Source organism: Serratia grimesii NBRC 13537 (assembly GCF_001590905.1).
GTDB classification, from domain to species: domain Bacteria; phylum Pseudomonadota; class Gammaproteobacteria; order Enterobacterales; family Enterobacteriaceae; genus Serratia; species Serratia grimesii.
Window position 1 is genome coordinate 164,465 of record NZ_BCTT01000006.1, and the last position, 20,406, is coordinate 184,870.

The 20,406-nt window shown below is 55.4% G+C and carries 18 protein-coding genes; 6 read left to right on the plus strand and 12 right to left on the minus strand.

Annotated features, from left to right (window positions below; genetic code table 11):
• The first annotated feature begins 76 nt into the window (after positions 1 to 76).
• Positions 77 to 946: a LysR substrate-binding domain-containing protein gene (locus tag SGR01S_RS07445; RefSeq protein ID WP_061806993.1), complete on the plus strand. Its 870-nt coding sequence runs from the start codon at positions 77 to 79 to the stop codon at positions 944 to 946.
• Here the strand turns inward: SGR01S_RS07445 and sseA are convergent.
• The 4 genes from sseA to SGR01S_RS07465 form a co-directional block, all read right to left on the minus strand.
• A complete protein-coding gene (gene sseA, locus SGR01S_RS07450) occupies positions 943 to 1,788 on the minus strand; it encodes a 3-mercaptopyruvate sulfurtransferase (RefSeq protein WP_061806994.1) in 846 nt (281 codons plus the stop codon). The two genes, SGR01S_RS07445 and sseA, sit on opposite strands and share 4 nt — an antisense overlap.
• Positions 1,789 to 1,991: 203 nt before the next feature.
• Entirely contained in the window at positions 1,992 to 4,214 is a 2,223-nt protein-coding gene (locus SGR01S_RS07455) for a virulence factor SrfC family protein (protein WP_061806995.1), read from the minus strand.
• Positions 4,211 to 7,156, minus strand: coding sequence for a virulence factor SrfB (locus SGR01S_RS07460; RefSeq protein ID WP_061806996.1), 2,946 nt, complete (start codon positions 7,154 to 7,156; stop codon positions 4,211 to 4,213). Before SGR01S_RS07460 ends, SGR01S_RS07455 begins: the two co-directional genes overlap by 4 nt.
• Entirely contained in the window at positions 7,156 to 8,376 is a 1,221-nt protein-coding gene (locus SGR01S_RS07465) for an SrfA family protein (RefSeq protein WP_061806997.1), read from the minus strand. Before SGR01S_RS07465 ends, SGR01S_RS07460 begins: the two co-directional genes overlap by 1 nt.
• A gap of 268 nt (positions 8,377 to 8,644) precedes the next feature.
• On the opposite strand from SGR01S_RS07465, the gene SGR01S_RS07470 reads away from it, so the two are divergent.
• A complete protein-coding gene (locus SGR01S_RS07470; protein WP_061806998.1) occupies positions 8,645 to 9,073 on the plus strand; it encodes an NUDIX hydrolase in 429 nt (142 codons plus the stop codon).
• Here the strand turns inward: SGR01S_RS07470 and SGR01S_RS07475 are convergent.
• From SGR01S_RS07475 to SGR01S_RS07495, 5 genes are all read right to left on the minus strand, one after another.
• Positions 9,070 to 9,570, minus strand: coding sequence for a 2-thiouracil desulfurase family protein (locus SGR01S_RS07475; RefSeq protein WP_061806999.1), 501 nt, complete (start codon positions 9,568 to 9,570; stop codon positions 9,070 to 9,072). The genes SGR01S_RS07470 and SGR01S_RS07475 overlap by 4 nt on opposite strands.
• Positions 9,571 to 9,645: 75 nt before the next feature.
• Positions 9,646 to 10,317 carry a Rossmann-fold NAD(P)-binding domain-containing protein gene (locus SGR01S_RS07480; protein ID WP_061807000.1) on the minus strand — a complete coding sequence of 224 codons (672 nt, stop codon included), beginning with the start codon at positions 10,315 to 10,317 and terminating at the stop codon, positions 9,646 to 9,648.
• A complete protein-coding gene (locus SGR01S_RS07485) occupies positions 10,314 to 11,339 on the minus strand; it encodes an AraC family transcriptional regulator (protein WP_061807001.1) in 1,026 nt (341 codons plus the stop codon). Before SGR01S_RS07485 ends, SGR01S_RS07480 begins: the two co-directional genes overlap by 4 nt.
• Positions 11,340 to 11,348: 9 nt before the next feature.
• On the minus strand, positions 11,349 to 12,233 hold the full coding sequence (locus tag SGR01S_RS07490; RefSeq protein ID WP_061807002.1) for an oxidoreductase: 885 nt from the start codon (positions 12,231 to 12,233) through the stop codon (positions 11,349 to 11,351).
• 83 nt (positions 12,234 to 12,316) lie between these two features.
• Complete coding sequence (locus tag SGR01S_RS07495; RefSeq protein ID WP_037422664.1) at positions 12,317 to 13,771, minus strand: aminotransferase-like domain-containing protein; 1,455 nt, start codon at positions 13,769 to 13,771, stop codon at positions 12,317 to 12,319.
• Between the two features lie 198 nt (positions 13,772 to 13,969).
• On the opposite strand from SGR01S_RS07495, the gene SGR01S_RS07500 reads away from it, so the two are divergent.
• The 3 genes from SGR01S_RS07500 (at position 13,970) to SGR01S_RS07510 (ending at position 16,113) form a co-directional block, all read left to right on the plus strand.
• On the plus strand, positions 13,970 to 14,134 hold the full coding sequence (locus SGR01S_RS07500; protein ID WP_227021849.1) for a DUF1127 domain-containing protein: 165 nt from the start codon (positions 13,970 to 13,972) through the stop codon (positions 14,132 to 14,134).
• Positions 14,135 to 14,758 carry a glutathione S-transferase family protein gene (locus SGR01S_RS07505; protein ID WP_061807004.1) on the plus strand — a complete coding sequence of 208 codons (624 nt, stop codon included), beginning with the start codon at positions 14,135 to 14,137 and terminating at the stop codon, positions 14,756 to 14,758.
• A gap of 224 nt (positions 14,759 to 14,982) precedes the next feature.
• Positions 14,983 to 16,113, plus strand: a complete 1,131-nt coding sequence (locus tag SGR01S_RS07510) for a Gfo/Idh/MocA family protein (protein ID WP_061807005.1) — start codon at positions 14,983 to 14,985, stop codon at positions 16,111 to 16,113.
• Positions 16,114 to 16,217: 104 nt separating this feature from the next.
• Here SGR01S_RS07510 and SGR01S_RS07515 read toward each other — a convergent pair whose 3' ends face one another.
• The 3 genes from SGR01S_RS07515 to SGR01S_RS07525 are packed head-to-tail and all read right to left on the minus strand — an operon-like array spanning position 16,218 to position 19,346.
• Positions 16,218 to 18,089 carry an amidohydrolase gene (locus SGR01S_RS07515; RefSeq protein ID WP_061807006.1) on the minus strand — a complete coding sequence of 624 codons (1,872 nt, stop codon included), beginning with the start codon at positions 18,087 to 18,089 and terminating at the stop codon, positions 16,218 to 16,220.
• A gap of 21 nt (positions 18,090 to 18,110) precedes the next feature.
• On the minus strand, positions 18,111 to 18,656 hold the full coding sequence (locus tag SGR01S_RS07520; protein WP_061807007.1) for an antibiotic biosynthesis monooxygenase: 546 nt from the start codon (positions 18,654 to 18,656) through the stop codon (positions 18,111 to 18,113).
• 45 nt (positions 18,657 to 18,701) lie between these two features.
• Entirely contained in the window at positions 18,702 to 19,346 is a 645-nt protein-coding gene (locus SGR01S_RS07525) for a hydrolase (RefSeq protein WP_037422649.1), read from the minus strand.
• A gap of 141 nt (positions 19,347 to 19,487) precedes the next feature.
• Between SGR01S_RS07525 and SGR01S_RS07530 the strand changes: the two genes are divergently transcribed.
• Positions 19,488 to 20,396 (plus strand): LysR family transcriptional regulator, encoded by a 909-nt coding sequence (locus tag SGR01S_RS07530; protein ID WP_037422646.1) that lies wholly within the window; start codon positions 19,488 to 19,490, stop codon positions 20,394 to 20,396.
• Positions 20,397 to 20,406: the final 10 nt, after the last annotated feature.

Genomic DNA, 20,406 nt, shown 5'->3' on the forward strand with positions numbered 1-20,406 from the left:
TGAGCATCGCACGCCATCTTTATCAGTAAAATCGGCATTATTTTGATTCATGGTTCTGAAAAACGGGATGGTCATTATGGGGCGAGTCACTTTCGATCTCGACGATCTACGCAGTTACGTAACCGGCATTGAGTTGGGCAGCTTCGCTAAGGCGGCAGAACGACTGGGGCGTTCAACCTCGGCAGTCAGCGCACATCTTAAAAAGTTGGAGCAGCAGGTGGGGACGCCGATCCTGGCGAAGGCCGGACGCGGTATGGTAATGACGGAAGCCGGTGAAACATTACTGGGCTACGCCCGCCGATTGCTGGAGCTCAATGATGAAGCTGCTGCTGCGGTACGCGGGCTGGATCTGCAAGGGACTGTACGCCTGGGGCTACAGGAAGATTTCGGTGAAACCTTTTTGCCTCAGGTTTTGGGCAGTTTTGCCCGGGCACATCCACGGGTACGTATTGAAGCGCGTATTGCCCGCAATGCCGAACTGATCGACTGGGTGCTGAAAGGGCAGTTAGATTTGTCACTGGCGTGGGACGGAGGTATTAGCACGCCGTTTCATCAGATGCTGGGACAGAGGCAGATGCATTGGATAACGTCACCCCATTTTGAACGGGCGTCTTGGCGTCAGGGAGACGAACCATTGCCGCTGGTGATGTTTGATGCCCCTTGCCTGATGCGCAGCGCGGCGACACTGGCGTTGGATCGCGCCGGTATCCCATGGCGTATTGCCTTTACCAGTCGTAGCCTGAACGGTGTCTGGGCAGCAGTCAGTGCAGGATTGGGGGTGACGGTACGTACCGATGCCGGGCTGCCGTCGGGATTATCCCGTTTGCCGCCCGGTACGTTACCGTCATTAAACGCGCTAGGTGTCGTACTGCACCGCGCGGAAGATCATCCGTCTGGTGCAATCCAGCGCTTAGCGCAGATCGTGGCCGATCGGATCCAGAATTAGTCCTGTTCGATCGGCTGTTTGCCGCTCAGTGCGCCCCATTCACTCCAGGCGCCGTCATAGAGTTTCACCTGCGGTGCATTAAGGGATAACAAGCCGAAGGCCAGCACAGCTGCGGTTACGCCTGAACCGCAGCTGGTGATGATTGGGCCATTGATATTCACCCCTTTATCGGTGAAGGTCTTGTTGAGCGCTTCCAGCGATTTGAAACGGCCATTTTCCAGCAGTTCGCCGTAAGGAATGTTGATGCTGCCGGGAATATGGCCGCGGTGTAGGCCTGGGCGGGGTTCCGGCGCTTCGGCGTAAAAACGGGGAGCGGCACGTGCATCAAGAATTTGCACTTCAGTGTTCAGCGCCTGCTCCACTTGCTGCATATTGACTACCGCATCCGCATTAAAACGGGCCTTGAAAGTTTGCGGCGTACGCTGTGCAGTACCGGTTGCCAATGCCTGGCCTTGTGCTATCCAGCCGTTTAAACCTTCATCCAGCACATAAACCTGCTGCGCGCCAAAGTTGCGGAAAGTCCACCAGCCGCGCGGGGCAGAGAATTGGTTGCCCTCGTCATAAAATACAATGGTCTGTTGTTCGTTGATGCCCAACTTGCCCACCGCTGCGCTGAATTCATCTGCGGTCGGCAGCATATGCGGCAAATCGGTATTCTTGTCTGCGACGTTATCAATATCAAAGTACACCGCGCCCGGTATATGGCCGCGTTCAAACTCGGCGAGCATGTCTTTTTTCGGCACCAGACCGACAGGAGACATTCTGACATCAACGACGACCAGATTTTCATCGTTGATGTGCTGCGCAAGCCATTGTGGAGTAACCAGAAACGGAGAGTTCATCGTTATTGTTCGCCTGTGGTGAAACGGTTTTTTACTATACCCTAAATCTTTGGCGTTGCATCACGGCAACAGGTTTGTACGCCCTCAGAAACAGAGATAACGATGTAACTGGGGCGTATAAACGTAGCCAACAAAGATGCGACTTCCACTATGACGAGATGGACACCTGTCGTTCTGGCGATGTGATCCATCAGTAAAAATTATCAGGCTGCCTCAGCGCGTAACGTGGCAACAATGGTGGCCAGGGCCGCATGTGAGGTCTCTTCGAGTGGGCTGTTCGCCTCGGCCACTTCATTCTCAGATATCAGTGTCTGAAGGCCGATCAGCCAATCGTAGATATAAAATGCCGTATTTCTTGCTGGCGTCGGTGCCAGTTTGGCTAACCGCTGTTGGCTACCCCAGTTAACAGCGGGTTGCGGCGGCGGGGAAAAGATCGGTTGGCCGTGATTAATCCGGCTGGCAGGACGTAAAGCCGCCTCGCGTTGCTGGAAACCTAACCAGGTGACGAAATCCCCCAATATTGCTAGCGCTTGGCTCACCTGCCGATCTTCGCCTTGTTCCGGCAAGGACCCGGCAGGCAACGCACGTGCTAGCGATTCAGCCATCTCCAACCGACAAGCGGCCGTGATCAATGCATCAACCAGTATCTCCAGATGCTGTTTTCCGACGCCCAGCAATATCCGTAATTGAGGATTGTCGGGCAGGGTGCGCAGGTGATTCACCCAATCGGCAAACACCCGTTGAGCAAAGGGGGAACCGCCAGGTTCTGTTGGCGTGGCGGAGGTCATATTCCCGTCGCCAAACAGATCGATCTCTTCATCGAACGGAGAGGCTGATGTTACGGGGGCGGGCAAGCTGTGCTGTTGTTGCACATATAACTGACGCAGCGTATTGGACTGCGGCAGCAGCCATTCGAGCAGTTCGCCGTGAACACCCGCTTGCGACTGGAGCGCACGCAGTAAGTGTTGGGCACGTTGGTGCGTTAACTGCGGGTCTGTTGTGCGCAGCCAATTGCCCAGTAAACTCTCCGTGAGTTCGCGTTGTAGCTCCTGCTGCTGCGCCAAAACACAGTCACGCTTCAAGGACGGGCGTGCTTGTGCGGCCAGATACGCCACCATACGATGGCAATCACTCTCATCGACTGCCAGCAGTGTGGCCCAACTTTCGCCCGGTTCACCGACATAGCGTTGAACGGCATCGTCTGGTCGCAATTTCCCCTCTTGGCGTGAGTCGAATGCCGTGATAGTCCAGATTAAGCCCGGCTTTCTGCGGTTGCGCACCTCTGTGTTTTCACCTTGGGTTTGCCTGACCCAGTAGGCCAGCGCGTTGCCTGCCCGACTAGCGTCTTGCGGCGTGTTGGCTGCATTGGTAACCAGTAGCAGATTAGCGTGCAGGCTATCGGCAGCGAGAATCAGCAAGCTGGCACGCTTCGCCTGCTGCATGCGCTCTATCAGCTCAGCACTTGGGCATCGGCTGCTGGTCGGCAGGTCAAGCAATTCCACGTCGTCTGGCAACCCGGCGCCTTTTCTCTGCGGCAATGTGGTTGTCACTTCTGCTGCCAACCAAGCCAGATCGGTGAGTGCAATACCCGCCATGTCACCTTTTTCCGTCAGTACGCTAAGTTTGACTTCGGTAGGGGGCGTCATCATACCGGCATGCAGTATGCCGCTCTCTGGGTGCAATACCTGACGTGGCGCCTGTACTCGTTCACAGTGACCCAAATCGTGCAGCGCATGTGCCAACTGCCGATAGCTGGTTGTCAGAACAGGATCCTCGCCCCAGAGCGGCGCAAACAGTCTGGCACGGTCATCCACGCTCAGATACGGCGCCAGTAAGATGGCCTGGGGCCAGAAGTGTTTTTCCAGTGTCTGTTGCCATTTGCCACTCTGGTGACGAAGGCTGTCCCACAGCGCAACAACCGCGTTACTGTCCAGGCCGTTGATAACCATAGGCTGGCGGTGGCGCTCCAATGCAGCAAGATGCGCGGCTACTGCGCGCGTGTCCCAGTCAGGATGAAAACCGCCCATAACCGCGGTGCTGATCATCATGGCAATCACCTGCGCTTCATTAAGCAAGGAAATGGCAACAGGGTAAGAAGAGGGGGACTGAGGGCCGGAAGCGCTATAACGCACTGTCAGTGTGGCATCTTCGGTCAAGGGTGTTGCACCGGGAGCCAGTGCGGCCAATAAGTGGGCTTTGGCTGCGGCGTTATGGCCATAGAGGCCGATGCCAACGCGGTGATGCATCGCGCTGTCCAACTGTCTGGCACGGTTGTGACAGCGGCGCAGGCGAATCGTCAGATTATCTGCTTCTCTGTTCAGGCGCGTGGATTGCTGTCGCGTGCTGGCTACCCAGTCAATCGCCTGAATGATGCTGTTACCGAGGCTGTTTATCGGCTCTGGCCCGCCGGAGTTGATAGGTTTCATCGTTGATAAATGCTCCCGCTGTCGATCCAATAATGGGTTGCGCCAGAGGCGCTGGCAGCCAAGGTATTGAGTTTTAATTGCAGATGATGTGCGGGAATAGGCGTTCCGTCGGCTAAATGAGCCTGGGCGATGCTGACCCCTTCGGCACCCTGTTCATCGTTGCCGGTAATCGCCAATCGCAGGTTGATGACTGCATCGCCAGCCAGTTTACGTGCTAGCTGCGGGTCGGTAATAGTGAGTGTATACAGTGGCGATGCCGGCCAGCGTTCGTTATCTAATTGGCGGAACCCCAGGCGCAGGGGGCCACGCAGCTGAAAGTATTTGTCAGGATCCAGCGAAAAGTCTGCGCAATCCAGATCGATATCGCGGTAGTAGACATTATCGTCCGCCAGCATGTTATTGCTATCCAACATGCCCAGATGGCGAATGGTGGAATATGGCTGGAAGTCCCCGACGTTAAAATAAAAACTTTCCAGGCGCAGATCGATCGCCAGCAGGCACAGCATGGCTCCCACGGCGGCGGTTGATTTGGGGTTATCGATACGCCCACGCTTATTAAAGGGGTACCAACTGCGTGTGTGATATCCCTCTAACGGCAAGATTCGGCTGGCAGGAAGCGGTTGCAGGTGACGCAATAACGTCTGAACCCCCGGGAAACGCGCCGGGCGGCCGGTCAGTAGCAACACATCGCAGGCGTACAACGCCACAACTTCGGAAAGCAGGCGCAGACAGTGGTTTATGCCGATCCTGTCGGACAGAAAGGCTGCGTGTAAGGCCCCCAGGCGAATGACCAGCGGGGTTTGTAGAATATCGAAGGCAGTGACCGAGGACTCGCGCTGAACTTCACCGTTGATAAACGCCAGTACCTGTGAGGTTGGGGTCTGTGGCAGCAACTCACCCAAACTGGTGGCGATTTCCGCGTGGGCGTCCAGCGGATCGTAATCCTCATAAGCGCTCAGTAATGCACGCCCGGCAGGCATGAAAATTTGCAGCGTGGCCTGCTGACGCAGCGTTGAAAACCCGTCTATACGACCTTCATTGCCAAACAACTTGTCCATTATCGCCGGGGTTGCGGTGACCCCGGCATTTTCGAACGCGTGCTGTACGGCAGGCAAGATAAACTGTTGAATGATATCCAACAAAATATCGTCACCGGCGACTTTAAATCCTTCGCGGAATAACAAACGTGGATTGATTTTAATGTTGTTGCCAACACCATCATCCAGTGCGTATTGGGTGATGGCCAAATCGGTCGTGCCGCCACCGATATCAATGGAGGCGATACGCAGCATTTTTCCCGGTTGCGTTCCAGGCTCTGTTGGCCGGTCCGGCCTGGCCATTGCGGCAAAAAAGGCGTCAGTACGGCCGGCAAAATTCACCTGAGTTTCGTTATACAGATAAACCATCTGGCCACAGGTCGCTTCGTCCCATTCCATATGTACCTGAGGTACAGGCACGCGTGTGTTGTCGCCGTTGAATGGCGCATCCAGAGGGTGCCAACCCATGGCTTTCCATACCAGACCAATGGCTTCCTGCATGCGGCGGCGGAAAATTTCACGCTCTGGTTTGGGCATCGCTGAAGGCAGTGTCAGGATGATGGTGCGCAACCGACGCGGTGCGGAGGTGTTCGGCATTTTAAGCCGCTGAGCGATGCTGTTGATTTGCATCAGCACTTGCGTCAGCAGTTCGGTCAGCATCAAGGTCATGACCGCACTGCGGCTATAATGGGCAGCAAAAACCGGCAGTCGTGCCTCTACGGGTAACCCGGACAGCGGCAAACCTTCGTCGTTGAGCAGTGAGGTCAATGGTGCTGCGGCGGCCATGGGTTCTTGTTTACCGTTAAAGCGCCAGCCGGGCGCATAGCGTTCTTCATCCCACAGGTAACGGCGCGGGCTGGAAATGCCGGTGGTGCCTTCGGTTCCTTCCCGTTGCTGAGCCAGTTGCATGGCTTCGTGGCCGACACGGGTAATTGAAGGCCAGGTAAAGGCGTCATCGCGTCCGCTTTGGAAAGAGAGGTGTTGTTTGCCAAATGAGGCTTGGGCAAACTCGACTCGACTCTCAAACAACGCGCTGTAAACGCAATGTGGCATGGACAATGAGCGTAACTGCAATTCATTGGTTTGCTTCAAACCGTTATTTTCTTGCGGATGATCTTCGACCAACACCCCGCAGGTGTGGGAATTACCGACATCCAAAATCACGTCCACGTTGACCGCGGGCTGCTGTGGTGTCTCCCCGATGATTTTTATCCGGGGAACGGTAAGCTGATTACCCAGCATATTCAATACGTTGAGGTAATGCGCCTGGTATTCGAAGGTTTTCAGTCCGGCGTATATGTCTGTTTCGGTACGCGCCTCCAGACTGGACGCGCATTGAGTAAATACTTCACGCAACCAACTGTCTATCCAGGTCAGATCGAGAAACTCGCCTAACTCATGGTTACGGTGGGCCAGTGAGAAGCTGAGCCCAGTATTGAGATCGCTTTCGCTTGGGCCCAGGGCCGCCTGTCCCGCCGGAACGAGTCGGGTATCAAAGGCAAAGACGACCCGCAGCAGGTTGCCGTCCTGATCGGGCGCATCCAGCAAGACGATCTGCATTCGAGCCCAATTATCAGGCCCGGATAAAAATGCACCAGATGACGTGCAACGAAAGAAAGGCAGAGGCAGCCAGATTTTATTCAGCAGTTGCAGTGATTGCTGTAGGGGAAAACTGAACTCTGGACGCACCACCTCAGGAGCTTGTCCTGGCTGGGCGGGTAACAGGTACTTGCCTGTATCGGCATCCCATTGTAGACGCAGAAGCGGGCCGCTTGCCGTCTGACGGACGAATTTGCCGGGAAAATCGGCATCCAATATCGGCGTCAGGGCAAAGTCCATAAATTGGATGCCACTGTCCTGAATCAGCGTAATGGCTTGTTTGTAATCCACCAGGGGTGCCAGCATCATTTACTCTCGCGCTTTAACGTCATGGGATAGACCGTGTCCGCATCGTAGCGACCGGTGCACTCTGCAGGCCCGGTTTCGTTTTGCTTGCAGACGATTTCCGGTATTTGGTAGCGGCTGCCGTCGCTGCAGCGCGCTTTGGTACGGCTATTGATCACCAGATTGCCAGACTGCATCAGCCCGGCTTCCACTGGCGTTCGGCAGGTGATGGCATCACCGTAGGTAATTCTTGCCGTCCCTTTGCCGCCGTTCAGGCGATATTGCAGGCTAGGGCGTTTGCCTGTGAGGGGATCTTTCAGTGCCACGGTCGCGCGCCACTGGCCGTTGAGAAAACGCGTTGATCCGGCTTTGACCGAGTCGGCGGGCAACACTAACGAATTTTTGTCTGCCGGCGGTAGGGGTACGGGGGCTGGCGGTGGCGGCATCAGCGTCGCATGGGCTAATGGGAGTTGCAGTTTGAACGCGGGCACGGCGATACGAACAGTGGGTGCCGGTTGCTGCGCCACGGGGACGGGGGCAGGCAGGGCGCTCGGGGAGGTCATCCAATGAGCCAGCAGGGCAATCAACATCAGCGCAGGCAAAATCCACGCATAGCGACGCCACCGGCGGCGTGACTGTACAGGCGTGACGGCGACCGATGGCGCGACCTCTGGTGCAGGCTCCGGCACAGGTATGGCTGTGGGTATCACTGTGGGACGCGGTGTGGCGGCAATTGGCGTCGGTTTTTCTTCTGCAAGGTCAACCGGGCGTAAGCACGTCAAGGGGTCATCCTGGCACTGGGCGTGTGGCTTGATAAATCCCCAAAAGGTCAGGACCGGCTTGCCATCGACCAGATAGACATGCTGTGAGTCGGGAATTTGCATGGCTTTGGTCAACAATGCGCCAAACAAACGGTGGCTGGGGTGCTCGGTAGCCTGTGTCTGGGCGATCAATGAACGGAATGCTTCCAGGCTTTGTTCCAGTAGATGCACGGCCTGCGTACGTTGGTCATCAGTTGCTGCCAGCCAAGACGTTACTTTCCCCGGAAAAGGAGAATACCAGTCAATACGGGTGCCCGTTTCGTTCGGCTGCGGGATTGCCAGGCAATCGGCTGCTTGCTGCTGTTGGCGAATGCGTAATGTTTCTCGCAACTGCAATGCGCAGGCATAAACCGGTTGCCCATTCTCGCCCAATGCAAGCACATCATCTAAACTGCCACTGCGTAAAAAGGGTTTCACCACGGCAAAAAACCTTGTCCTGTTCTGCTAAAACGTGCAAACAGCCATGGTAACCCGCGGCGTGAGCGGTCAAACGGATGAAGACAGGCGTAAAACTACGTTTCTTTTTCCTCTATCGCGCGAGTTCGTTGTTATTGACAAGGTTGACCCCTGTTCTCGGTGCGGCAGCCACGGTTAATTTGACTTCATTAATCGTTGTTTTGCCTTTGATTCACCACGGACCCAGGGGCGTAAGATCGTGCTGAGGCTTATCCAGACAGAAGGGAAAATAATGTCGCAGACTACGGAACATCAACATTTTGGCGGAGCCAAAATCGCGCTGCTATGCGGTGATAAATTGCTGACTTACCAACGTGATGACAACGCGAATATTCCCTGGCCTGGATGCTGGGATTTGCCCGGTGGCGGACGCGAAGGCGATGAAACGCCATTGCAATGTGTGCAACGGGAAACTCAGGAGGAATTTGGCTTACAGATTGATGCGCAGCAGGTGAGCTGTCAGCAGTATTACGACGGAATTTTGGCCGGCTATTCGCCGACCTGGTTTATGTTGGGCGAAATCACACCAGAAGAGATTGCCGCCATTCGCTTTGGCGATGAAGGGCAACGTTGGCAGATGATGTGTATCGACACCTTCATTCATCACCCGCAAGGCATTTCGCACTTGCAGCAACGATTAGCCTGGCATCTTTGGCGTTAAGCGTGTTCCACTGCCTCAACGCGGGCGATCAATGCGTCGAGCTGCCGATCGGAAAACACTTCAATGCCATTTTGGCGTAGAAGCTCGGCGGTGACGCCGCTACCGGGTTTGGTCTGACCGCTGAAAGAACCGTCGTAAATAAACTGGCTGCCGCAGGATGGGCTGCCGTCGGTGAGTAGGGCAAAACGACAGCCGTGTCGCCGCGCCGTTTCCAACGCCAGATGCGCACCAAGCAGATAGCTGTGGGTGACGTCGTCGCCACTGACCTCGATGACCCGGGCCTGCTGAGCCAACACCGTGGCACCTTCGGCTGCCACCGTAATTTCTGCCGAGGGGCGTGGCGTCGAAAAGCCGGCGGCCAGCTCTGGGCAGCAAACTACCAAACGTCCTTCGTGTTGCCAGCGCTGCAACGTGGCGTTGAGTAACGGTTTATCTGAACCGTTGTAGCGAACTTTAAAACCGGCCAGGCAGGCGCTGAATAAAATCTTTGACGGCATGAGATCAGTCTCTGTCACAGGGGCGAAAGCGTGGCACTGGTGGCCTACGCGCGCGGCTTTAACATAACAGAATCATCACTCCGATGGCAGGGCCAGACGGTTAATCTCTGCGGGTTCAACGACGCGTAACGTCTTTTCACCACGTGCCACTGCCAGCATGGCCAGCCCGACGCGTTCAGTGGTAGTGACCTGATTGGGGAACAACCGAAGGGCGACAAACCACAATGGTTTAAATACCCGATATAACAGATCATAAGCACGGGTTCTTGAGCGGATGCCGTGCAGCGGTACGATAGCGCCAGGGCGAAACATCACCGCGTGAAATGGCAATGCCAATAAGGCATTCTCGGTTGCGCCTTTGACCCTGGCCCACATACTGCGCCCTTGTTCACTGCTGTCGGTACCCACACCTGAGACATAGATAAAGGTCATCGTCGGGTTCAACTGCGCTAACGGACGCGCTGTAGCCAGTGTCAGATCGTAGGTCAAGGTGCGATAGCGCGCTTCGCTCATGCCGGTTGAGGAGACGCCAAGGCAGAAAAAGCAGGCGTCATACCCCACAAGCTGCGCCTCGATGGCGGATAAATCGCTCAGTTCAGGCAGCGTTAGTTGTCTTAATTTTGCATGCTGTTGTGCCAATGCGCTGCGGCCGATACTGAGTACCTCACTCACCTGCGGATCGCGCAGACATTCACGTAACGCGCCCTGGCCGACCATGCCACTGGCGCCGAATATTATCACTCTCATTGTCTGTTCTCTTTGGCGCCGGCAACCCGTTGGGTGCGCCAGCGGTTGGGTGTTTGTTCTTCCCACTGCATAAAGGCACGGCTGAATGAATTTAATTCTTCAAACCCCAGCACAAAGGCGATTTCCCCGGGTTCCAGATCGGTCTCCGCCAGCAGTTGGCAGGCAGTACGATGGCGGGTTTTGTCCAGCAGCTGTTGGTAGCTGTAACCCTGCTGCTGTAAGCGGCGTTGCAGCGTGCGCGGGCTGACATACAGCTCCGCCGCGACACTGTTGACGCTGGGGCGCTGGCCACGCATGCTGCGGCCGAGTATCGCCATCACTTGGGTCGGCAAATCGTGCGCTTGCAGTGACTGGCTCAATTCTGCCTCTAGACCAGGTAGCAATGTCGCCAGCATGTCCTGGTTATACGTGATGAACGGCTGCTGCATCAGTGCACGATCGAACACCAATACATCCAGCGGGGCGTCGAAGTGGATTGGGCAGCCGAAGTAATGCGGCAGCGGTGAAGCTGGGTTGTGTCGCCGTGTCAGCTCAATGGAGCGCGGGCGTATCAGCAGGCCGGTACCACGGCGGCATAGGGTGATGATTGAGGCAAAGATGGCGTCAATTAACAGCTCCGGCGCATGGCCTTCGGCCATGATCCAACGGGTGTGCATGCGTACACTGTCGCCATCCTCCGTCAACGTCAGTTCTTCCGGGCACAGCAGCCGCTTGTAACGGGCGATCTTTTGTAATGCTTCTCCCAGTGTGGCGGAGTGCAGTGCGGCGGCCGAAGCAATATCATAATGCTCCGGGGCCACGTCACCGCCAAGGCGCAGGCCGAATGTGTCGTCATCAGCCAACTGAGCGAGGGCGCGCCAAATGTCAAAGAACTGTCGGGTGGACAGTTTAACCTTGTCACGCCGCTCGTTGAGCAGCCCCACTGGCAGGCGAGCCAGCTGGCAGACCCTTTCAATATTGACGCCAAGAACCGCCAGACGGGCGGATAGCACGCTGGAAAGGGGGATCTGATCGCTGCTCATTATTACTCCTTATGCTTTACCCGCCACCAGAGCCGTAAGGGCGTCGTGGTTCGGCAGGATATCGTCCCGATCGGTACTCAGGCTGAGTGAACGGAAGGCGGCGTCCTCCTCCATTCGTGCCGTGACTACCTGTTGGGCCAAATAGACCGCGTCACTGCCCAGTAGCAGGCGCAGCGGCGGTTCCTTCATCGACGCCAGTTGCAAAATGACTTGCGCGGCCTTGGCTGGATCGCCGGGTTGATGACCATTATGTTGCTGCAGGTACTCCAGCATTGGGGTAAAGAGCGGTTGGTAAGCGGTACCGATTGGCGCGATGCTCATCGACGAACCAGCCCAATCGGTGCGAAAACCACCGGGTTCCACCATCGTTACCTTTACACCAAATGGCGCAATCTCTTTGGCCAGGGATTCGGAAAAGCCTTCAACAGCCCACTTGGCGGTATGGTAGGCGCTGAGTCCCGGCATACCGAGGCGTGCACCGATGGTGGAAATCTGAATGATATGACCGCTACCTTGCTGGCGCAGTACCGGTAGGGCAGCACGGGTAACGTTGAATACACCGTAGAAATTGGTGTCGACCTGAGCGCGAAAATCGGCGTCGTCAGCTTCCTCAACGGGGGCAATATTGCCATAACCTGCATTGTTGACCAGCACATCGAGCCGCCCGAAACGTTCCACGGCGATGTGTACTGCACGTTTTGCCGCTGCTGCATCGGTCACGTCCAGAGCGACAGTAACCACCTGTTCGCCGTAGCGATCCACCAGTGGTTGCAGTTGCTGCGGCTGGCGTGCAGTGGCGATCAGACGATGTCCTGCGGCCAGTACCGCTTGGGCCAGTTGCTGACCCAGACCGCGTGAACTGCCGGTAATGAGCCATACCTGAGACTGAGACATAACAACCTTCCTTACCTGCTTGTGGGGTGAGGTTTCACTTTAGAAGGTTAAATAACGCGACGATAATCCGATGGCGACATAGTTTAATCCGATCGCGCCAATGTGCTTTCAAGCACTGGAGAAGTTGCCAACATCAGTTTTTGGATGGTGGCACCTACCCGTTGTACGGCGTGTTCAATCTCTGCCGTCAGTTTGGGCGCGTAATTGATACGCAGACAGTTGCGATATTTGCCAGAGGCAGAAAAAATACTGCCGACGGCGATCTGCACGCCCTGCTGCTCCAGATAACGGTTCAGACGCAGGGTATCAAAGTCTTCATCCAATTCGATCCACAACATAAAGCCACCGCGCGGCTGGCTGACGCGGGTTCCGGGTGGGAAATACGTCATAATCCAAGCGGTCATGACGTCGCGGTTTTGCTGATAACGTACGCGCATACGCCGCATGTGCTGCAAATAGTGTCCATGACGGATAAAGTCGGCAATCGCCAACTGAGGCTGAGTGGCGGTGGAGCCGGTGCCAATGTATTTCAGGTGCAGCACGCGCTCCAGATAACGTCCGGGAGCAATCCAACCGATGCGCAGACCCGGTGCCAGGGTTTTTGAGAACGAGCTGCACAGCAGCACCCGATCGTCTTCATCAAAGGACTTTAGGCTGGGAGGGCGTGGGTACTGATAGGCGAGGTCGCCGTACACGTCATCTTCAATAATCGTCACATCATAACGCTGCGCCAGCGACAGTAAACGCTGCTTACGTGCCTCCGGCATGATGTAACCCAACGGGTTATTGCAGTTCGGTGTTAATAGAATGGCTTTGACTGGCCACTGTTCCAACGCTAGTTCCAACGCCTCCAGACTGATGCCCGTCAGTGGATCGGTGGGGATTTCCAGCGCCTTCATGCCCAACCCTTTCAGCGTTTGCATGGTGCCATGGAAGCAGGGGGAATCAACTGCCACAATCTCCCCTGGCTGGCACACGGCGCGTAAACCGGTGGAGAGAGCTTCGTGGCAACCGGTGGTTATTACCAACTGATCGGGGCTGATCTGACAGCCGGAATCCAGCAGCAGACGGGCAATTTGTTCGCGTAATCCCAGCACACCCTGAATACTGTCGTAGAGTAGGCTGCGCAGATCACCGTGACGGCCCATGTGCCCCAGGGCTTTTATCAAGGGTTTCAGCGTCGGTTCACTGATATCCGGCATGCCGCGTCCGAGTTGTATGAGATCTTCACGTGGCTTATGACGGATCAGTTCCAGCACCTGTTCCCATTGCGAAATATCCACGGGACGCTGCACCGGACGAGTGACGGCGGGCAGTTCGGCTAATGTGCGACGCCCGCGTACAAAATAACCCGACTTCGGCCGCGCCTCCACCAGTTGACTCTCTTCCAACAGGCGATAGGCCTGTTGCACTGTACTGATGCTGACGCCGTGTTCCTGGCTCAGTGTGCGGACCGAGGGCAAGCGATCTCCCGTCGGATAAAGGCCCTGTTCAATGCGTTGGCTGAGGATCGCGGCCAGTGTGGCGTAGCGTGTCATACAGATGCCTAAAATGAGAGTGGATGAGAAAAAACCGGTACAGATGAAGTTAAATTAGACCATTCAGACAGACAGAGACAGCTTTTGTATGGAAAAAATACCGCGGGCTTGAATCTGTATTGTTTTCTCCACGCCCAGCATCATGACTCCAGAGCAAACACGAAGGAGAATATGATGACGAGCTTGTCTGTCGACACTATGCCAACCCACTCCCAACCACCTTTTTCCCGCTGGCGTCTGTATCTGCAACGCTATCGTACACGCCAGGCGTTATTGCTGTTGGACGACGTACAGTTAGCGGATATCGGCCTGACACGTGCCGCAGCATGGCGAGAAGGCTGTAAGCCTTTTTGGCGGCGTTAGGTGCTGAAACTGCTGGGCAAGGCCTCATCGATTAACGTTCGTAAGGTGCTATGGACCTGTCATGAACTGGCGTTACCTTTAATCCGGGAAGAGTGGGGAAGTGGGTTCCGTTCAACTCAGGAACCCGAGTTTCTTGCACTGAACCCTAATGGGTTGGTGCCCGTGCTGATCGACGGTGAGCAGGTGCTGTGGGAATCCAACACGGTTTGCCGTTACCTGGTGGGGCGAGAAGGGCGTCAGGATTTGTTGCCAGCGGCACCTGGCGCACGTGCGGCAGTAGAAATGTGGATGGATTGGCAGGCTACGGATCTCAACAATGCGTGGCGTTATGTGTTTATGTCGCGGGTGCGCCAAGATCCTGCGTATCAGGATGTCGGTCACCTTGCCGCTGCCGAGCGAGAGTGGAACCGGCTAATGGGTCTGCTGGAGCAACACCTGTCGCACGGTCGCCTTTATGCAGCCGGAGACGTTTTCACCTTGGCGGACATTGTGTTGGGGCTGTCTTTGAACCGTTGGTTGATGACGCCGTTTTCACGGCCGAGCTACCCCGCGTTGAACCACTATTTTCAACGTTTACAGCAGCGGCCTGGTTTTTTGCTGCACGGTGCCAACGGATTGCCCTAATATGGAATGAAAAGTTCATTTTGATAAGCCGGGTTAGCTTATGCTTGCCCGGTTTTCCGTTGTTTCATTCAAGCCTACAGTGTTTTATGAACGACATCACGATTATCATTTTTATTTTACCTCTCGCTTGTTATTGAAATTTATATTCCATATAAACACGTATCAGATGGTGTATTTCATTGTGTGCGCCGTCATGTTATGGCTATGGATCATGGGAGAGGGTGATGAAACAGGTACGCGTTGGGTTAATTGGCACTGGCTATATTGGGCGCTGCCACGCTATTGCTTATGCGCAGGCGGCGACGGTATTTCCACTGAAAGGCGAACTGGTGCTGGAAATGCTGGCTGAGGTCACACCAGAATTGGCACAGCAGCGCGCTGCGGAATTTGGTTTCTCACGCTCGACCGGCGACTGGCGACAGCTGGTGGCGGACCCGTCGATTGATGTGGTGGACATTTGCGCCCCTAACTTCCTGCACAAAGAGATGGCGCTGGAGGCGATCCGCCATGGCAAGCACGTCTATTCTGAAAAACCATTGGCACTGGATGCCGCTGATGCCGCCGAAATGGTGCAAGCTGCTCGTGCCAAAGGCGTAAAAACGTTGGTGGGTTTTAACTACATGAAGAACCCGACCAGCCAATTGGCACGAGAAATTATTGCCAGCGGTGAAATCGGCGACGTGGTGCATTTTTATGGCACCCATAACGAAGATTATCTGGCCGATCCACGTACGCCGATCGACTGGCACTGCCGCAAGGCCACTGCCGGGTTGGGTGCGCTGGGGGATTTGGCGGCGCACATCGTTAATATGGCGCATTATCTGGTGGGCGACATCGTGGCGGTTTCCGGTGATATGCAGACTATTATCAAGCAGCGTCCTGATGCGAAAACCCCTGCGCTAATGCACCCAGTGGAAAACGAGGATCAGGCCAGTGCATTGGTGCGTTTTGCCAGCGGTGCGATGGGCACGATCGAAACCTCGCGCATAGCCTGCGGACGTAAGATGGGGCTAACCTATGTGGTGACCGGTACCAAAGGGACGCTGAGTTACACTCAGGAACGAATGGCGGAATTGAAGCTATATCGTCACGATGAACCTGCGGAGCGCCAGGGGTTTAAAACATTACTGGTGGGGCCTAAGCACCCGGATTATGCCGCCTTCTGCATTAGCGCCGGACACGGCATCGGCTTTAACGATCAAAAAACGGTCGAGATCCGCGATTTGGTGAATGGTATTGCCGCGGGCGATCCTATGTGGCCAGACTTTGAAGAAGGGTGGAAAGTCTCCTGCGTGTTAGATGCGATAGCCGCTTCCGCTGAACAGCGTCGCTGGCTGGACATCAACCGCGACTGATTGCTGGGCTCTGACGCTCTCAAGTTAAGAGCGTCAGAGTTTATGAGGTTACTTTGTTAACTAGCTAGCAACTTAATAAGTTATTAAGTTACTAGCTTGCTGACTTAAAAAGCAAAGCACGAGCAACCAAGCGCCCCCCAGAAGGCATTTTCGTCTGAAATTGGAATGCTGGAACGGCGAGCCACGTCATGCTGATGCGAGTGCACGCCGCATGGGCCACAGCATTGATGCGTCTGGTTCAACACGCCAACTCGGGTTGTCGCGGACGGTGGCGCAGAACGATAATGCCCTGGTACCTGAGTCACCGGTGACCAGTCCGGTAACACGGGTAGTGCCGGCGGTGCTAACGGTGAGAAGCTGCCGGCGGCATAAACCACTTTGCCGTCTACCACGGTCATTACCGACTCAATCCCTTTGATGAGTTCTTCCGGCACGCTGAAGTAGTCTTGTGACAGCACGGCCAAGTCCGCCAATTGCCCAACCTTAATCTGGCCTTTTTTACCCTGTTCGGTAGAGAACCAGGCGCTACCTTGGGTCCACAGCATGAGTGCCGTCTCACGATCCAGTCGTGCATTATCGTCGTACATCGCCATACCGCCGACAGTGCGGCCAGATACCAGCCAGTACAGTGCGGTCCAAGGGTTATAGCTGGCTACGCGGGTGGCGTCGGTACCCAGCCCAACCGGCAGCTCGGCCGCCAGCATTTTCGCCACTGGCGGCGTTTGTTTGGTCGCCTCTTTGCCGTAGCGTTCGGCAAAATACTCCCCCTGGAATGCCATACGATGCTGCACCGCGATACCACCACCCAGCGCTTTTACCCGCTCAATGTTGCGATCAGAAATGGTTTCCGCATGATCGAAGAACCAGTGCAGGCCGTTGAATGGAATATCGCGGTTCACTTTTTCGAACACATCCAGCATGCGGCTAATGGATTCGTCATACGTGGCATGCAGGCGGAACGGCCAGCGGTGTTCAGCCAGGTGTCGTACTACGCGTTCCAGCTCATCCTCGGTGCCAGCCGGCAGATCAGGGCGTGGCTGCAAGAAGTCCTCGAAGTCGGCAGCGGAGAATACCAGCATCTCGCCGGCACCGTTATGGCGGTAAAAGTCAGTGCCCTGGCCCGGTTTCAGCATGTCGGTCCACAGCTCAAAGTCTTCCAACTCCTGCTTTGGTCGTTGGGTGAACAGGTTATAAGCAATACGGATGGTTAACTGTTTCTTCTCATGCAGTTCGGCGATCACCTGATAGTCATCAGGGTAGTTCTGGAAGCCACCGCCGGCGTCAATGGCGCTGGTCAAGCCAAGCCGATTCAGTTCGCGCATAAACTGGCGGGTTGAGTTGACCTGTTGTTCCAGCGGCAGTTTCGGCCCTTTCGCCAAGGTTGCGTACAGAATCATCGCATTGGGCTTGGCAATCAGCATGCCGGTTGGGTTGCCGTTACTGTCGCGCTGAATCTCGCCGCCCGGCGGATTCGGTGTGTCCTTGGTGTAGCCAACCACTTTCAAGGCGGCACGGTTGAGCAGGGCACGGTCATACAGGTGCAAGATAAACACCGGCGTGTCCGGCGCAGCCTGATTGATCTCGTCCAGTGTTGGCATGCGGCGCTCAGCGAACTGGAACTCAGTCCAACCGCCGACCACGCGTACCCACTGTGGACTTGGGGTACGCAGCGCTTGTTCTTTCAGCATGCGCAGTGCATCAGCCAGCGAAGGCACGCCTTCCCAACGCAGCTCCAGATTATAGTTAAGGCCGCCGCGGATCAGGTGCAGGTGCGAGTCGTTGAGGCCGGGCACCGCCGTATGGCCATGCAGGTCAATCACTTGTGTCTCCGGCCCTGCATGCTGCATGACCTCATTTTCACTGCCGACGGCGAGGAATTTACCGTCGCGGATAGCCACCGCGTGGGCGGTAGGCGCCTCACGGTCGACAGTGTGGAATTTACCGTTGGTGATAATCAGGGAAGCACTGTTATTCATAACGTTCTCCGGGCAAGCCGCCTAACGACGGGTGAGCCATTGATGAAATACGCGAGTTACGATCGGCATCCAGAGGAAAACAACCAGGGCGACTACCGTGGCGTCATTGAGAAAGTGGCCGGTCAGCGTGCCATTCAACTGGGGCAGCAGCTTGCCCCAAAACCAAGGCACCAGATTGGTGGACGGGAAGATCACCAGCAGAGTGATGAAAAATTGCTTCCATTTGGCCGGTTGGCGTGTGTTAGCGCTCGGCGGTGTAAACCAAAATTCTGCCCCTGGCCGAATTTCGATGTGGTCGTTCTCCAACAGCAGCGGCGAAACTTCCTCGATATAGCGTTTGCGCAGCGGTGAGTTAATCCACAGCGATAAATTGTCGAGGTTGTCAAAACGGACCAAGACGGTATAGGCCTGTTCGCTACCGGTGGGGCGGATCACATTGACACCGAGGTGCCCGGTGAAGGCGGCGGCCTCCGGCATAATGCGTTTCAGCCATGCCTCGTAGGCCTGTTCTTGCCCTGGCGCCAGACGATGAGTGATGACTAACGTGACATGCTGCGGGTGAGCCATAACAACCAACTCCAGAAAATCCCGGCGCACGGCCGGGATGAGGGTTTATTTCGCCACGCGCGCCGGAGCGTGATGCACCATGGTGTAAGCGTAGTCGACGCCCATGCCGTAGGCGCCGCTGTGTTCGCGTACCAGTGCCATTACAGCGTCGTAAGTCTCTTTGCGCGCCCAGTCACGTTGATACTCCAACAGCACTTGCTGCCAGGTTACCGGGATAGCACCGGCCTGTACCATGCGATCAATCGAACGCTCATGCGCATCAACGGATGTCCCGCCGGACGTGTCGGTGACGACATACACCTCATAACCGGCTTCGAGTGCCATCAGCGCCGGGAAAGTCAGGCATACCTCGGTCCAGAGCGCAGAAATAACCAGCTTTTTACGGCCGGTGGCTTCTACGGCTTTCACGAAAGCTGCATCTTCCCAAGAGTTCATGGAGGTACGTTCGATCGGGGTGATTTCAGGATGTACCGCTAAAAGCTCAGGCCAGATGTAGCCACTGAAACTTTCGGTTTCAACAGAGGTAAAAAGGGTGGGAACATTAAAAATCTTGCCGGCTTTGGCTAAACCAACCACGTTGTTTTTCAGTTGCTGACGATCAATATTAGCCACGCCAAAAGCCATTTGTGGCTGATGGTCAATGAAAATTAGAGCGGAATTGTCTTTATCAAGTAGTTGAAATTTAGACATGATTTACCTTCCCAGTGATACTGCGGTTTAACAGAGGATGAATACAACGCCGATGAACCGCATGGTAGGCAGGGGCTGATTTCAAAGATAGCGCAGAATTTTTGCCGTCTTGTTGAGTTTTTTTATACACGGAGGGAAGCGGTGCGATTAAATCTGGAAGCGTTACTGATTTTGGATGCACTTGACCGGCATGGTTCCTTTGCGGCAGCGGCCGCAGTGCTGTTCAAAACGCCGTCGGCATTGAGCTATATGGTACAGAAACTGGAGAATGATCTTGATATCACCCTGCTTGATCGTTCTGGCCATCGGGCAAAGTTTACTGATACCGGCAAACTGATGCTGGAAAAGGGACGGGTGTTGTTGCGCGCGGCACAAGATTTGGAGCAACAGGCACGTTATGTGGAAAATGGCTGGGAAAGTGAAATTACGCTCGGTATCGATGCTTCTTTTCCATTTGAGCGCTTGTTGCCGCTGATTGAGGAGTTTTATCAGCAGCATCACCATACGCGCCTTCGCTTTAGTCAGGAAGTGCTGGCGGGGTCCTGGGAGTCGTTGGTTTATGGGTGCGCAGATATTATTGTTGGCGCGATTTGTGAACCCCCGTCACGTGTAGGCTATGCTTTTAGTCAGTGGGGACGGTTGGACTACGTCTTTGCGGTGGCGCCACAGCACCCGTTAGCGTTGTTGCCGGAGCCTTTACCGAAGGCTGAAATCCGTCAGCACAGAGCCGTTGTGGTGCGTGATACCTCGCGCGTGAATACGCCGCAGAATTTGAACATTCTTGAGGAGCAAGATCAGCTGACGGTCTTTGGTTTCGATGCCAAATTGCGGGCGCAGCTTAGCGGCCTGGGCTGCGGTTATCTACCGCGTTATCTGGCGGAGCCCTACCTGAAAAGCGGTGAGTTGGTGGCGAAAAGCGTTGAATCTGAACACTGCAGCGACGTTGCCTATTTTGGTTGGCGAGAGAGCGCAACCGGTCTGGCGGTAAAATGGTGGCGTGAACGGTTACAGCAGTATGCCGATGCTGGGAGCATATACCCGGAAAACTGATTATTCACCT